Here is a 14,297-nt window from a genome sequence, read left to right as displayed (position 1 = left end):
ATTTAGCCGGTAAAAGTACAATAAAACAGCTTCAGAACAAAGCTGGAAAAAGGGTTTCCTTAACATTAGATAACCCAGAGCGCGGTTTAGTTACAGTATTTCAGAAAAAGCCACAAACAAAATGAGGACTTTCAGCTATTAATGTTTAGTGCCCCGTCGTCACCGTCGAAATTCTGTCGCTGACCCACAAAATATTTACAATTCGCTTATAGCTATAAATCAATTCATTATGTAGCGTTTAGAGATATAATTTATATAGATTCGTCACAAAACTTTAACCAAACAGCCATGAGCGAGAAGAAATACTGTCTGATCCGCACCATGAAAATGGCCAGCGCAGCAGTAGTGGTATTTCAATAGTAAAAACGTGCAATGACTAAGCTTCCTCCCAGAGGTGCCACGCGCAAGCGACCCATTGGCATCAAGAGTTTTCCCAAGAGACACCTGTTACTGGTAACGGGTGTTGCCGCTGCAGTGATGACTGTAGTAGGTCTGCTGCCTTCTCCACAGGTTGAGGCCAAACGCTCTGAAACCGAGCTAATAATTGACGAGTTTCAACCAGACTCCCCAAAACAGACACTGGATGAACTGGCTTCTGAAGAGAAAGCCGCCCCCAAAGAAACCCAGGCCCAGCGCCTGGCCCGAGAAGAAGCCGAACGCCTGGCTGCAAAAGAAGCGGCTCTGGGCACCTGGAAAAGCATCACGATCAAGTCCGGCGATAACCTCTCAACTCTGTTTAATGACATGGGTTTGAGTGCCAGAGTGGTCTATGAGGTTTCCAAAACCCCGAAACTCGGTAAAAACCTGACCGATATCCGCCCCGGGCAGGTGCTTGAATATCGTGTCAACAGCGAAGGGCTTCTTACCCAGTTACGCTATGTTCAGAGCAAACTTGAAAGCATCCTCTACGAAAAGCAGGAAAGTGGCTACACCGGCCAAAAGATTATCCTGGAGCCAGAATTCCGTGTTGCTTATGCTGATGCGTCCATCAAGAACTCACTCTTTCTGGCCAGTCAAAATGCCGGTTTGAGTGAAAAGATGACCATGGAGCTGGCCGGTATATTTGGTTGGGATATCGACTTTGCCCTGGATATTCGCAGTGGAGACAGTTTCAACCTGATCTACGAAGAGAAATATCTGGATAATGAAAAGCTGGGCGATGGCGATATACTGGCTGCCACTTTTGTGAACCAGGGTGAAACCTATACCGCCATTCGGTATACCGATAGCCATGGTGACACCAGCTATTACTCACCTGACGGCAAAAGCATGAAGAAGGCTTTCCTGCGTACGCCTGTCAATTTCACCCGGATCAGTTCGAGATTTAACCCTAACCGCCTTCACCCGGTTTTCAAAACCAAGCGCCCTCATAGAGGAACAGATTATGCTGCCCCTACTGGCACTCCCATCAAGGCAGCAGGAGACGGCAAAATCAAATTTATTGGTTGGCAGAACGGCTATGGCAATGTTGTCTATATCCAGCACCCCAATAACATTGTCACTGTTTATGCTCACCAAAGTCGGGTGAACAAAAAGTACAGGAAAGGCAGTCGGGTTCGTCAGGGACAAACGATTGGCTATGTAGGCCAGACTGGCTGGGCAACAGGGCCACACCTCCATTACGAATTCCGGGTCAACGGTGTTCACAGAAATCCGGTCACAGTCAAGCTGCCCGATGCTTCTCCCATTCCCAAATCGGAACGGGCACGCTTTATGGCATTTTCAAGCAAGACGATGGCTCAGCTGGAAAAACACAGTAGTACCATGCTGGCCAGGAATGAAGAAGAGTCCGAAGAATAATGGTAACCCTTTTCCCTCGTGGAAAAGGGGCCAAATGGATGACCAGGGATTATGCCTGAATATTTTATTGGCCTGATGTCAGGCACAAGTCTTGATGCCATCGATGCCGTTCTGGTTGAGTTTGAGGAGAATAGTGTTCAGACATCACAGCAACAAAGCTGTCGTCAGATTCTCGCTCTCTCTCACCCTCTCCCCAACGATCTTAGAGAACAACTTCTTGCCCTGACGCTGCCCGGCCCAGATGAAATTGAGCGCATGGCCCTTGCAGAGCCGGCTTTTGCCCGGGCATCAGCTGACGCTGTAAAGAAACTGTTAGAGAAAGCAGGGTTCAGTCCTGATCAAGTGTCTGCGATTGGTAGTCATGGCCAGACCATTCGCCACCGCCCAGAAAAAGGATTCACACTTCAGATCGGCGACCCAAGTTTGATTGCAGAACGGTCAGGCATTGCTGTTGTTGCAGACTTCAGAAGGCGTGATGTGGCTGCAGGTGGTCAGGGCGCGCCTCTTGTTCCGGCCTTTCACCACGCCGTTTTCAGTAGTCACAAAGAGGACAGGGTCATACTGAATATCGGAGGCATATCCAATATCAGTTTATTACCCTCTGATCCCCAGAAACCTGTCACTGGTTTTGACACGGGTCCGGGTAACGTTCTGATGGATTACTGGTGCCATCAGCATCTCAACCAGCCCTTCGATGCTGACGGTCAATGGGCTGCATCAGGCTCTGTGGATGATCAACTGCTGAACTCCATGCTGAATGACAGTTACTTTTCAGAAGCGCCTCCCAAGAGCACCGGCAGGGAACGCTTCAATCCAGGTTGGTTAGAGTCTCATCTGAAGAATATGCCAGGCCTGCAATCACAAGATGTAGCAGCCACTCTCACCTTGCTGACCGCAAAAACCATTGCATTGGATATCTGCCAATACGCCCCAACAGCCACAGAAGTTCTGGTTTGCGGTGGTGGGGCGAGCAATTCGCACCTTATGAAGCTTATTGAGAATGAATTGGAGCCACTATCCGTTTCAACGACAACGTCTCTTGGAATAGACCCTGACTGGGTGGAAGCAGTAGCCTTTGCCTGGTTGGCCAGACGAACGCTGTCAGGAAAGCCAGGAAACCTGCCTGCAGTGACAGGCGCTTCGGGTGAACGAATTCTGGGGGCAATATATCCTGCGGGGTAGCAGGCCTATCAGTCATCAGGCGCTTTCAATGCCCTGTCCTTTGCTCCCTCTATACCGTATTTAACCGTTAGAACCGGGGCAAGGGCTTCATTAATTTTAGCTACACGACTTCTCACTTTCTCTCTTTCCTGAGGAGTGGTCAGTTCTTCTCCAATGAGGTATATGATTGAATCCCTCAACTTTTCAAAGCCTTTATTGTCCAATTGCTGCTTCATTAGCGCTCGCTCCTGCCTCATATGAGCTGCCCATTCAATCGGCTTAGACTTTGACGGCCTCCGACTCTTGAAGGTCTGAATCAGGTCAGGCATCTCAGCCTGAAGTTCAATGAGATCGTTAAACAGTGGCAATAGATTAGACGCATCATTAGGGTGAATATCGTCATCTTCAAGCTCCAGCATCCTTTCAAGGGTTTCCAGCTCAAAGTCTTCATCGTCAAGCGACTCATACAGTCTTTCTCCTGTTGATGAATCGATCGAGTCCAGGCTGCTTTTAACCGCATTTCTCGGAGGCAGAGGTGGAGGAGTATCGCTATAAGCCGGGTTACTTCGAACTTTGGGATCTCGGCTCTGAATCTCTGAGTACTCCGGCTGCTGAATGGAATCCTGCCTTTTGGGGATATCATAGTGTGAGGGTACTTTCTGACCACGGGGTGTATCGTAAGTATTAAATTGCCCAAGCTTGGCATAACCAGCAGGGTGTTCGTTGCCATAGGTCCGTGGTTTGGGTTTTGGCGCGACACCATGATTCAGGGTGCTGTATTGATGATCATCCTTAACCCCTTTTCGGGTTCTGGGCGCTGGCGTCGGCTTGTTTTTCTTTCTCTGTTCCTGCACAGCCTTCTGAATTTCTTCAGCACTCACATAATCACTTTCATCTTGAACAGTCACGTTTTCATACTGAGCGTGGTAACGGAATTTCTCATTACCAGAAACATTTTCGTAAGCCGAGCTGGAAGAGGCGTTTGCATATAGAGGGTCACTATGGGTCGTTGGCTTGACAGTATCAACCTGAGTACTCTTCAGTTTGCCTCTTTCCCGAATAAGATCATCGGCCTGCAGTTTGGGCTGGATAGGTTTCTTAGGCGCTGACTTACCACTTCTGGGGGCGACTGGCGGCGCAGGCTTCTTGCTGCGTGGTTTCGACTCAACGTCACTCCTGACTTGTTCCTGTGGTGGGGAAACTGAAGATGAGCTTTTTGAGAGTCTTGGCTTAGGAACGGGTGCCGACGTATAACGACCTTCTTGAGGAAGCACTTGTATGAAAAGCTTGGATTCAGCCTTCATAGCCGCTCTCAATTTAAGGTTCCTTGGAGGCTTGGGGGGCGGCTGTTTGCTTTTAGCCTGCTCGGACTTCAGAGAGGGCAGATTAAAGGGATCGGCTTTTCTGATTTTTCTCAGAACACCGCCCAGTAATGCTGAAACAGTACTCTTCAGGCCACTTTTAGGGGCTAAAGACGTGTATAAGGGTCCACGACTTCCTTGAGGACCTGAGACATCTGCCATCACACACCATCCATGTACGCATTGATATATCTATCAGTGTAATAGATGGTGTGCTATCGGCATTAGTGTATAAGGCTCATAGTATACTCAGCTCATTGCTACCACTTTCGAGTCACGTACAACTGACGCTTTTGACAGTACTTTTCTGACAGCATTCCCCTGCTGATCAAACAAATGACAGTTATGAGCATCCAGACCTATCCTGATGGCACTGCCTGCAGGCATATCGACCTCCCCTGAAACCAGTACAATGCATTTCTCAATCGAAGAACCGCTGCAATGCACGTAAGATTGAGCACCAAGATTTTCAATAACATCCAATGTTAAGTTCATGCCTGCATCACCCGCTCTGTCCAGCTGGATATGCTCAGGACGAATACCCAGTGTCAGGTCATCACCAGGTTTCAAACGGCTGCCTTCCCGATCAAGTGTTAGTTGATTCCCTCCCGAAAGAGCCACCGTCACCGACTTTTCCGTAGCTTCCATCACTCTGACATCCAGAAAGTTCATTCTGGGAGAACCAATAAACCCTGCAACAAACTGATTGACCGGATGATGATAGAGCTGCATCGGCGCGCCTACCTGCTCTACCCTGCCATCTCTGAGCACAACGATCTTGTCTGCCAGAGTCATCGCTTCTACCTGATCATGGGTGACATACACCATGGTGGATTTCAACTCATCATGAAGCTTTGAAATCTGCACCCTCATGTCGACGCGTAACTCAGCATCCAGGTTTGAAAGCGGTTCATCAAACAGAAAGAGTTTCGGGTTACGGACGATGGCACGCCCGATAGCTACCCTTTGTCGTTGACCACCAGAGAGCTCCTTAGGCTTCCTCTCCAACAGATGATCAAGCTTCAGCATCTGGGCAGCCATTTCAACTTTCACGTCAATTTCGGCCTTGTTCTTCTTCGCTATACGAAGACCAAAAGACATGTTATCCCTGACGCTCATTTGTGGATAAAGTGCATAGGATTGAAACACCATAGCGACTTCTCGATCAGCCGGGGCTTCTTTCACCACATTCCGGTTATCCAGATAGATATCTCCGGTACTGGGTTCTTCCAGACCCGCAAGCGTTCTCAGTAAAGTGGACTTCCCACAACCAGAAGGCCCGACAAAAACAACAAACTCCCCTTCCTCGATATACAGATTGATGTCATGAAGTACATGTACATCGCCATATTTCTTATTAATATTCTTCAGCTCAACCCTGGCCATAGTATTAACCCCTGATCCTTCTATTTATTCTTTTACGCCACCCTGAGTAAGCCCTTCAATAAAGGCTCTGGATGCCAGCAGGAAAGCAATAACGGTGGGTGCCATCATGATGATCAGCCCGGCAAACATCATGTGCCACTGAACGGCAAACTGGGTTTTGAATTGTTGCATTCCCAGCGTTAACGGATACAGCTCCCGGTCCTGCAGAAACAGCAAGGGCAAAATATATTCGTTCCATGAGAAGACGAAGGCCAACAGCGCCACAGTCGCAATAGCCGGCTTAACCAGTGGCAATACCACCATCCAGTAAATCTGAAATGGAGAAGCACCATCAATCCTTGCAGCCTGCTCTATTTCCGGGGAAACCCCTTTGAAAAAAGCCGTGAGTATGAATACCGCCAATGGCAGCATGACCGCAGACTGCACAAGAATCACCCCAACCAGAGAGTTGGCCAGTCCAAGCTCCTTAACGACTACAAACATAGGCGGCAGTGCAAGCCTGCTTGGAATAATCACCCCAATCATGAAGCAGATGAAAATCAGGCTTTTGCCCCGAAACTCATGTCGGGCTAATACAAATGAGACCATGGTAGCCAGCAGCACACTGATCACTACGGTGCTGAGACTGATGATCATTGAATTCAGAAAGTACTCACCAAAGTCAGCCTGATCCCAGGCCCTGGCATAGTTAGAAAACTGCCAGACTTCCGGTAATGCGAAGGGCTCTCTTAAAACGGCACCCAGATTAGGCTTTACCGAATTCATAAGAGCGATGCCAAAAGGCAACAAAATGGTCAGGGCCCAGGCCAGCAAAACAAATTGAACTAATAGCTGTTCATGAGGCCGCAGTTTGAAGATTTTTTCCATGGCAAATACTCCCTTAACGGTCTCTTAAATTCTTCAGACCCAGATAAATACTGCCCGGCAATATCATCAGAGCAATGACAATACCAATGGCAGACGCCATACCCAGGTCCGCTGCACTAGAGCCCCCACTACTGCCAAAAGCCGTTCGATACTGAAAGGTTCCCATGACATCGGTCGAATAGTAGGGTCCGGCATCAGGCCCCATAAGGATAAGAACCAGATCCGCATTATTGAAAACATCCACCATGATCAAAATGGTAATCAGAATAAAAGCGGGGGTAAGTACGGGCAGAACCACATGACGAATACACTGCCAGCGACTGGCACCATCCAGAACGGCAGCTTCCAGAAGATCAGAGCGAACCCCCAGAATGGCAGAAAGAATCAACATGATGACAAACCCAAGCTTCTGCCAGATATAGAAAGCGGCAATGGTTGGCAGTGCTGTATCTTCATCACCCAGAAAGAGAACAGGGCCATCCGAAGCACCCACAAACTGAAGGAGTTGATTCAATGGTCCCCGAACATCAACAATCAGTTGCCCCAGAAAGGCAATGGCAATAGCAGCCAGAGGATAAGGTAGGAAAAAAACCATTTTGTAATACTTTTTGCCCGCTGTATTCCAGCTCAGCAACAAGGAAAAAACAGTGCCTACCAATAAAAAGAAACCAATGCAGAGCCCAAAGAAAAGCAGGGTCTGCCAGAATGCCTGAAAGAGCCTTTCACGCATGACCTCGTTGGTCAAAAGTTCTTCATAGTTACCGGTGCCAACAAATTCCCATGGACCAATACCGGGCCAACTGATAAGTGACATGAAAAACGTGCCAATCAAAGGCAAAAAGTTGAACAGTCCATACAGAATGCAACCCGGGATCAGGAGCATCATATACTGGAACTTTTCTTTCTGACGAAATGTCATCAGCCGCTGGCGCGGGTTAGAAATGCTTATCATGATCTTCTACTTCTTCTTGTTATACGTCGCTAGACTGTTTTTTCAGTAAGCTGCTTTTTAAAGCTACCGCTTCATGGCTGGAAATACCACAAACGGCTATCTGCTGCTGAAACTCAGACAGTCTTAAACTATAGGATTGGAAAAAGGGCGGCAGGAGGGAAGGCTGCCGCCATTGCACAACAAGGAATCGAAAGAATCAGAGCCCTTTGGACTTGAAGCCAGTCTCTATTTTCTGAGCCAGCTGTTTGGCAGTGATCTTGCCCGCAATAAACTCCTGGAAGTTAGGACCGACCACTTCTTCGTAAGCTACGTTAATAGGGCCTTTCCAAGTCAGATATTCCTGACCATTTTTGGCAATAAATTCTGCAGCCTGCTGCTGATACTCACTCTTGTAGCTAATGCCACTTTTATAGGTTGTCAGCTCACCCACCAGGTCTGCAAATAACTGACCAAACTCTTTGGATGCGGTATAAGCCAGTACCTTATTAGCGGCTTCAAGGTTAGAGGACTTCGCATTTACCAGGTAAGCACCATCAGCAAAAGCATAAACCTTACCCGCCGGCCCCGGTACTGGCATCAGGCCGATTTCTGCTTCAGGGTCAGTCTGGCGAATGGTTGACGCTTGAGAGGTTGACCAGAGTCCGTCAATAATCATACCGGCTTCACCCAGAGCCACATTCACACGCATACCGCCGTAATCCTGGCCACTGGCAGCAGTGTTGATGTAAGGCTTCCAGCTTTCAAAAGCTTCCAGCATGGCTACATATTTGTCGCTGGTAAACGGATCTTTTCGGTTGGCAATGGTGTCCAGATCATCACCCAGGAAACCCGCTTCTAATGCAGCATTTAACATGGCCAGAGACCAACCCGCACGTCCTGCAATATCCAATGGAACCTTACCAGCGGCTTTCAACTTCTTCATGGCTTCAGTAAATTCAGCCTGATTAGTAGGTTCTTTGATGCCCAGCTCACGGAACAGCTTCTTGTTATAGAGAATCTGGATGGTCTGAACCGCAAAAGGTACACCGTAGGTTTTGCCGTCTGATGCCTGACCGGCATTCATAACGCCCTGTGCCAGACCACTCAGATCAACACTTTCAGGAATAGGTTTAACAATACCGGCTTTGACATATTGATCCAGGAAAGAAGCACCAGGACGCCCCTGGAAAAGATCAGGACCACCATTTTGCAGGGCAACATTCAGTCGGGAGTTGTATTGCTGGGCATCAGTCACTTCAACCTTGATGTCGACACCTTCAAGACGCTTTGACACTTCTTCCCAAAGTGGCTTTTCCTGCTCACGCCATGTCCAGAGCTTCAGAGTGACATCAGCCGCAGCTGAGAAGCTGGTGACTGCCACACTAAGACCCACACCGGCAGCTACCAGACATTTTTTTAACGTCTTCATCCGCATTCCTTTTTTATTGTTATTGTTTATCAAGCTCAAGGCTATTTTCAATCAAGCTCATGGCTATTTTCAATCAAGCTCATGGCTGCGACTGCTTGCAGAAAGCCCCTTTATTCCAACAAAACACGACCAGATGTAACCGGTTACATTTTGTTAAAAAGAAACCCTGTCGTTTTCTTTACAATTAGATTACTGACCTTGAAATGATCACTCAACCCGATAATGCAATTATGTGAACCAGTTCACACATTACTGATTTATAACGTGATCAGATCCCGCTTCAGAATTACACAGTTCACAGTTGCCCAACACTGCAATGAGAAGAAGACTGATCGTTCCTTTGATTTCCAACTCAGACATTGAGTTGACAGAAGGGTATCTGGGCGGTTGATGACCGCCCAAATTTGGAGAATTCTTAGATGGAAAAAGAAGAACCGCAGCCGCACGTGGCCTTAGCATTGGGATTTTTCACCAGGAACCTGGAGCCTTCCAGTCCTTCTTCATAATCCACCTCAGCACCTACCAGATACTGGTAACTCAGTGAATCCACAACCATTTCAGCTCCCTGCTTTTTGACCAGAGTATCGTCATCCGCTACCTGATCATCAAACTTGAAGCCATACTGAAAACCTGAACAACCACCACCCGTCACGTAGACGCGAAGTCTCAGGGACTTGTTGTCTTCATCTTCCATGAGCTGATTGACTTTATTGGCGGCGTTGCCCGTCAGTACGATCGGGTCCGGCATTACCGTTTCCACTACTGCGCTCATTTATCCTCCCGTGTTACCTGATTGCTTCAGGCAACCACGCTATCTCTATCCACTCTCAGAACCCGGCACTCCAGGAAACTGTCTGTATAACTTTAATAATAACTGAAGCCATTATCCAAGTAACCCAGTAAAGCAGTCAACTACTGGAAAACCCTCAACTGGGTTCCCCCACGGCTTCATTGTCAGTCAGTTCTTTTTTCATATCAGCTTCCAGCTCTTCCTGCCAGTCGAGAACACTGGTCAGACTGCGCGCAGCTCCATTTTTCACCTTGATGCTGACCAACACCTTTTCAGGCTTAAAACCTTCAGGTAACGTCAGACTCAGGTAATCTCGGTTATCGGGAAACGATTGAAAATAACGGAAGCCCAGTGCCTTTGATTTTTCCATACCAGCCAGCTCAAGCAATGACAGAGACTCTTTGTTGCCTTCTCTGACGCCCTTTACAGAGACTGTCAAAGAACCCTTCAAAAAAGGGTTATCTCTGGCTACCTGAGAGACCACCATTCGGAAGCGATACTGGTTTTTCTCTTCACCCGGCAACAAATCAAACGCGTGAAGCCTGATGCCTTCAGCACTGTCTTCAGGAGCAAGAATACTCTTATAAAATGACAGATCCTTGGTCAGCAGGGCTTTCTCATCTTCCAGGTCCCGGATAACCGTGCGGACACTGTTTGCCGCTTCTCGATCCACCTTGCTGGTTCTTTCCAGAATGACCAACTTCTGCTTGAGTGTCTCTTTCTCCCCCTCCAGGCCTTTCGTCTGGCTCCTGAGCTCAGAGTTCTCGCGCTTGAGCCTGGCTGCTTCAGTATCTGAAATCCGTCCGCCAAGGTAGTAGGAAAGGGCTGTCACCAGAATAAATGCCATGACTACGATAATCCGGATCTTGCGCTCTCTGGCAGGGTCATGGCGCACCACCTTCATATTACCTGGCGGTTTGACTCCCTGAAAAATAGAACGAGGATCTGGCATAACTTTTTATCCTGATTGAATCCGATATCAAGTGCTTTTTAGACCTATACCCTTACTGGTAGTTCCAATGGCCACCTGGCAACTCATAGGTAATATAAATAGAATCGGCTGGACTATACACAAGCCCACCTACCTTCACAAACAGCTGCCTGCGGGGGCTGAAACAGCAACGTTTCGACTCTTAAGGCACGATCAAGGTATGATAGCCTGCCTTTCATACAGACAACATGACACCATAATGCTTGATCGCTGGACTTCCCTCTGGATCAGATCCCCTCTGAACCTTCTTGCCCGCCCACTGAAAAAAATGGGCGTTCGCGCCGACCAGGTAACTCTGACTGGTTTCCTGATCGGACTGGCAGCCCTGCCTTTACTGGCATTTGAGCTTTATTTACCCGCTCTGGCGGCCATTCTCTGCAACCGTGTAATGGACGGTTTGGATGGTGCCCTGGCCCGGATAACTCATGCCACCGATGCCGGTGGTTATCTGGACATCACTTTGGATTTTATTTTTTATTCCGCCATCGTGCTGGGCTTTGCCTTTGCCGACCCGGAAAGAAATGCTCTGATGGCCAGCCTGCTGATTTTCACCTTTATGGGCACCGGCTCCAGCTTTTTGGCTTATGCGATCATGGCGGAAAAGAAAGGCCTCTGTGATCCTAACTTCAGCCATAAGTCATTTTACTATCTGAATGGGCTGGCTGAAGGAACAGAAACCATCGCTATTTTTGTACTCTTTTGCTTGTTTCCCCAGTATTTCCCGATTATGGCTGCAATTTTTGCTGCGATCTGTATCCTGACAACAGTGACCAGAGTCTGGGGAGGTTACCAGACCATCAAGCAGGCAGACGAATCCAATTGCCCATAGCGAAAAAATGCCCATAGCGAAAAAATGCCCATAGCGAAAAAAATCATGGAATTATTGAAGATACTGTTTCTTTTATTTATTGCGCTGGCTGTGGTGGTCATGGCCACAGAGCGATTCGGTAAACCCATGAGCTGGGAGAAACAGTCGAAACTATCAAGAATCGCCATTATCCTCATACTCGTCATGCTGGTAGCCAGGCTTATCAAAGAGATCGTCTAAACGAAAAAAGCAGCGCAAAGCGCTGCTTTTTTATTCACTGCCTGTTCAGGCGGTGATGAGAAATCAGTCGATTACTTCGATGTTCTCAGCCTGAGGACCTTTAGCGCCCTGAGTTACTTCGAACTTAACACGCTGGCCTTCAACCAGTGTTTTGAAGCCATCACCAACGATAGCTCTGAAATGAGCGAAAACGTCAGGACCAGAGTCCTGGCTGATGAAGCCGTAGCCTTTGGATTCGTTGAACCACTTAACTGTTCCAGTAGAAGCAGACATAATCAATTCCTGAAATTGAACAAAAATAGGATGGTCACTCTTTATGACCGCTTAGCTGAAAGCATCGCTACTACTTATGATTTATCAGGAAGTACTACAACTATGGAACTTCGAAACGCAAGACATAAATATAAGACATAACTTAAAGCTAAGCTGATTGTATCTCAAATAGCTCCAGAAGCAATGAGTACAATATCATTAAAGATATCGCGAAAATCGGGAGATACAACCCCTTTGACATTGATATCAAGACAAGCGGCATGATTATTTCTCATGAACCACTGCTTAGCTTTTTTCTTCCGTATCAGAACCTGTAACTGTGAGGCAGTTATCGGCGAATTTCCGACATTTAATCATAAGAACAAAAAAAACCAGATAGACAGGTTTTTTGAACTCTGAGAGAACCCAAAACCTGACTACCTGGAGCTCCGACCCCTTTTTCTTATTATTCTCGGTCGAAAAGCAGCCCGTTTTTATTATTCTTATCGGCCTTGTTCTTTGCGCTGATCATGTATACAAAGCCCGTGCCAACTTTAACATTCTACTCTGCAAGCCTTGGTGGTAGGTATTTCCCGCACTTGTAACTTTTTAGAACAAAAGTACACTGCATTGAACTTTGTTACCTTTCCCTACATTCAATCTCATATCACCCACCTCGAGTAACACTCAGTCATACGACTTGCATAGCGCATTCAGGTAGAGAATACTGCGGTTTTGAGGTTGTCATATAGCAGTAGAGACCATGGAAATAAAAATACGACACTTGGAAGATGGAGACTTTCCTCATATCGCAGAAATGTTTGAATATGAGGATCTGGTGGAGAACACCTCACAGATTCCTTACAACCACTCTGATCACTGGAAACAACTGTTCCAGTCTCGCAGCAATGAATCGGTTCAGTTGATTGCTGAAGTAGACAGCAAGGTGGCAGGCCATCTTGGCATCCATATGTCCAGCAAACCACGTAAAAAGCACGTTGCCTCCTTTGGCATCAGTGTTCATCCTGATTTTCAGGGTCAGGGAATAGGCTCACGTCTGGTCGATGAAATGATTCAGCTCTGTGATAACTGGCTTAATATTGTTCGAATTGAGCTGGGTGTTTTCACTGAAAACGAACACGCTATTGCCCTGTATAAAAAGTACGGCTTCGAAATTGAAGGTACCTCCCGCTTTGACTGCTTTCGAAGAGGTCAGTACGGAAGCACACATCAGATGGCCAGAATCAGACCGGATCTACTGGAAAAACAATCCTAAGCCAATAAAACAGCACCATGAAAATCAGACCCTTTGAAATAAACGACGAAACAGCCGTTATTCAGCTTTGGAAAGAGTGCGGACTGACTGTGCCCTGGAACGATCCGCAATTGGATATACAGCGCAAACTGGCCGTTGGCAGGGATCTATTTCTGGTCGGTACACTGGAAAACAAAGTCATAGCTTCTGCAATGGGCGGCTACGAAGGACACAGGGGCTGGGTCAACTACCTGGCTGTTGATCCTGAAGTTCAGAATCATGGCTTTGGCGCACGCCTTATGGAACATCTCGAGTCACTGTTGATCGCAAAGGGCTGCCCCAAAATTAACTTACAGGTTCGCTCCAGTAATGTAGGTGTGATTGAGTTCTATCAATCTCTTGGCTATGGAGTCGATGATACGGTTAGTCTCGGAAAACGACTCATTGCTGATGAATAGAGCGTTTTGATGCCACAAAAAACGCATAGCTCTTCTTAATCATACTGAGGAGCAACTCTACAGCTAATCACTCAATCTTGAGAACAGGCCTTGGATTCAGCCGGTTTGACGATTTTCAGTTTTGGGAACTTTTTCTGTAGATCCAGCCACTGCTTCTCAAGAGCGCTTGCTTGCTCTTCGGGCGAAGAAAAAGCCCTGCTAATTGACTTCAAATTCTCAATAATATTCAGGTCTCTATCCACTGACATACCAAAACCCGATTCCAGAGCCCCCATAACCGTTTGCATGACACAGGTGCCGTCAAAACAGCCTGTTACCATCACCTCATTGATCGACTTTGAACGAAGGTAATCCGCAAGTTCTCCCTGAATCTGATGGGCCGAAACTGTTTCACCCTCTGCAGGTATCGTATGCTCCATCGCAAACGCATTAGCCTCGTCTTTTACCTTAAGTCCCGCTTAACTTTGAGGTAATGAGCGAGCAGGCTGTACTTTTGGTAAGAGAGTACAGTTTTCATACACTTTGCAGTCTAATCTACAGCATCAGCTTGTGTTCATAATTGTTCCGC

15 protein-coding genes are annotated in these 14,297 nt (G+C 47.3%); 6 read left to right on the top strand and 9 right to left on the bottom strand.

The window, feature by feature from the left end:
- Positions 1 to 372: 372 nt before the first annotated feature.
- A complete protein-coding gene (locus tag ACR2PX_RS10435; protein ID WP_433999294.1) occupies positions 373 to 1,800 on the top strand; it encodes an OapA family protein in 1,428 nt (475 codons plus the stop codon).
- Positions 1,801 to 1,851: 51 nt separating this feature from the next.
- Positions 1,852 to 2,982: an anhydro-N-acetylmuramic acid kinase gene (locus ACR2PX_RS10430; RefSeq protein WP_433999293.1), complete on the top strand. Its 1,131-nt coding sequence runs from the start codon at positions 1,852 to 1,854 to the stop codon at positions 2,980 to 2,982.
- Between the two features lie 8 nt (positions 2,983 to 2,990).
- Here the strand turns inward: ACR2PX_RS10430 and ACR2PX_RS10425 are convergent, their stop codons facing one another.
- From ACR2PX_RS10425 to ACR2PX_RS10395, 7 genes are all read right to left on the bottom strand, one after another.
- A complete protein-coding gene (locus tag ACR2PX_RS10425) occupies positions 2,991 to 4,484 on the bottom strand; it encodes a hypothetical protein (RefSeq protein ID WP_433999292.1) in 1,494 nt (497 codons plus the stop codon).
- A gap of 87 nt (positions 4,485 to 4,571) precedes the next feature.
- A complete protein-coding gene (locus ACR2PX_RS10420; protein ID WP_433999291.1) occupies positions 4,572 to 5,708 on the bottom strand; it encodes an ABC transporter ATP-binding protein in 1,137 nt (378 codons plus the stop codon).
- Between the two features lie 24 nt (positions 5,709 to 5,732).
- The gene (locus ACR2PX_RS10415) at positions 5,733 to 6,575 is read right to left on the bottom strand and encodes a carbohydrate ABC transporter permease (RefSeq protein WP_034832710.1); all 843 of its coding nucleotides are present in this window, start codon (positions 6,573 to 6,575) and stop codon (positions 5,733 to 5,735) included.
- 13 nt (positions 6,576 to 6,588) lie between these two features.
- Complete coding sequence (locus ACR2PX_RS10410) at positions 6,589 to 7,527, bottom strand: carbohydrate ABC transporter permease (RefSeq protein WP_433999290.1); 939 nt, start codon at positions 7,525 to 7,527, stop codon at positions 6,589 to 6,591.
- A gap of 196 nt (positions 7,528 to 7,723) precedes the next feature.
- Positions 7,724 to 8,935, bottom strand: coding sequence for an ABC transporter substrate-binding protein (locus ACR2PX_RS10405; RefSeq protein ID WP_433999289.1), 1,212 nt, complete (start codon positions 8,933 to 8,935; stop codon positions 7,724 to 7,726).
- 415 nt (positions 8,936 to 9,350) lie between these two features.
- Complete coding sequence (gene erpA / locus ACR2PX_RS10400) at positions 9,351 to 9,707, bottom strand: iron-sulfur cluster insertion protein ErpA (protein WP_433999288.1); 357 nt, start codon at positions 9,705 to 9,707, stop codon at positions 9,351 to 9,353.
- Positions 9,708 to 9,861: 154 nt separating this feature from the next.
- The gene (locus ACR2PX_RS10395) at positions 9,862 to 10,677 is read right to left on the bottom strand and encodes a DUF6776 family protein (RefSeq protein ID WP_433999287.1); all 816 of its coding nucleotides are present in this window, start codon (positions 10,675 to 10,677) and stop codon (positions 9,862 to 9,864) included.
- A gap of 238 nt (positions 10,678 to 10,915) precedes the next feature.
- Here ACR2PX_RS10395 and ACR2PX_RS10390 point away from each other — a divergent pair, with 238 nt between their 5' ends.
- Both ACR2PX_RS10390 and ACR2PX_RS10385 read left to right on the top strand, forming a co-directional pair.
- Positions 10,916 to 11,545 carry a CDP-alcohol phosphatidyltransferase family protein gene (locus ACR2PX_RS10390; RefSeq protein ID WP_433999286.1) on the top strand — a complete coding sequence of 210 codons (630 nt, stop codon included), beginning with the start codon at positions 10,916 to 10,918 and terminating at the stop codon, positions 11,543 to 11,545.
- A 24-nt stretch (positions 11,546 to 11,569) separates the two neighbouring features.
- Complete coding sequence (locus ACR2PX_RS10385; RefSeq protein WP_433999285.1) at positions 11,570 to 11,764, top strand: hypothetical protein; 195 nt, start codon at positions 11,570 to 11,572, stop codon at positions 11,762 to 11,764.
- A gap of 63 nt (positions 11,765 to 11,827) precedes the next feature.
- On the opposite strand, the gene ACR2PX_RS10380 is transcribed toward ACR2PX_RS10385, so the two are convergent.
- On the bottom strand, positions 11,828 to 12,037 hold the full coding sequence (locus ACR2PX_RS10380) for a cold-shock protein (protein WP_433999284.1): 210 nt from the start codon (positions 12,035 to 12,037) through the stop codon (positions 11,828 to 11,830).
- Positions 12,038 to 12,779: 742 nt separating this feature from the next.
- Here ACR2PX_RS10380 and ACR2PX_RS10375 point away from each other — a divergent pair.
- Together ACR2PX_RS10375 and ACR2PX_RS10370 are read left to right on the top strand one after the other, a co-directional pair.
- Positions 12,780 to 13,292 carry a GNAT family N-acetyltransferase gene (locus ACR2PX_RS10375; RefSeq protein ID WP_433999283.1) on the top strand — a complete coding sequence of 171 codons (513 nt, stop codon included), beginning with the start codon at positions 12,780 to 12,782 and terminating at the stop codon, positions 13,290 to 13,292.
- 17 nt (positions 13,293 to 13,309) lie between these two features.
- On the top strand, positions 13,310 to 13,729 hold the full coding sequence (locus ACR2PX_RS10370; protein ID WP_433999282.1) for a GNAT family acetyltransferase: 420 nt from the start codon (positions 13,310 to 13,312) through the stop codon (positions 13,727 to 13,729).
- 71 nt (positions 13,730 to 13,800) lie between these two features.
- Here the strand turns inward: ACR2PX_RS10370 and ACR2PX_RS10365 are convergent, their stop codons facing one another.
- A complete protein-coding gene (locus ACR2PX_RS10365) occupies positions 13,801 to 14,148 on the bottom strand; it encodes an isochorismatase family protein (protein WP_433999281.1) in 348 nt (115 codons plus the stop codon).
- Positions 14,149 to 14,297: the final 149 nt, after the last annotated feature.

It is taken from the genome of Endozoicomonas sp., assembly GCF_051008435.1.
Lineage (GTDB): Bacteria > Pseudomonadota > Gammaproteobacteria > Pseudomonadales > Endozoicomonadaceae > Endozoicomonas_A.
The sequence above is the reverse complement of the archived record's forward strand: the minus strand, read 5'-3'. Positions and strand labels throughout refer to the sequence as shown.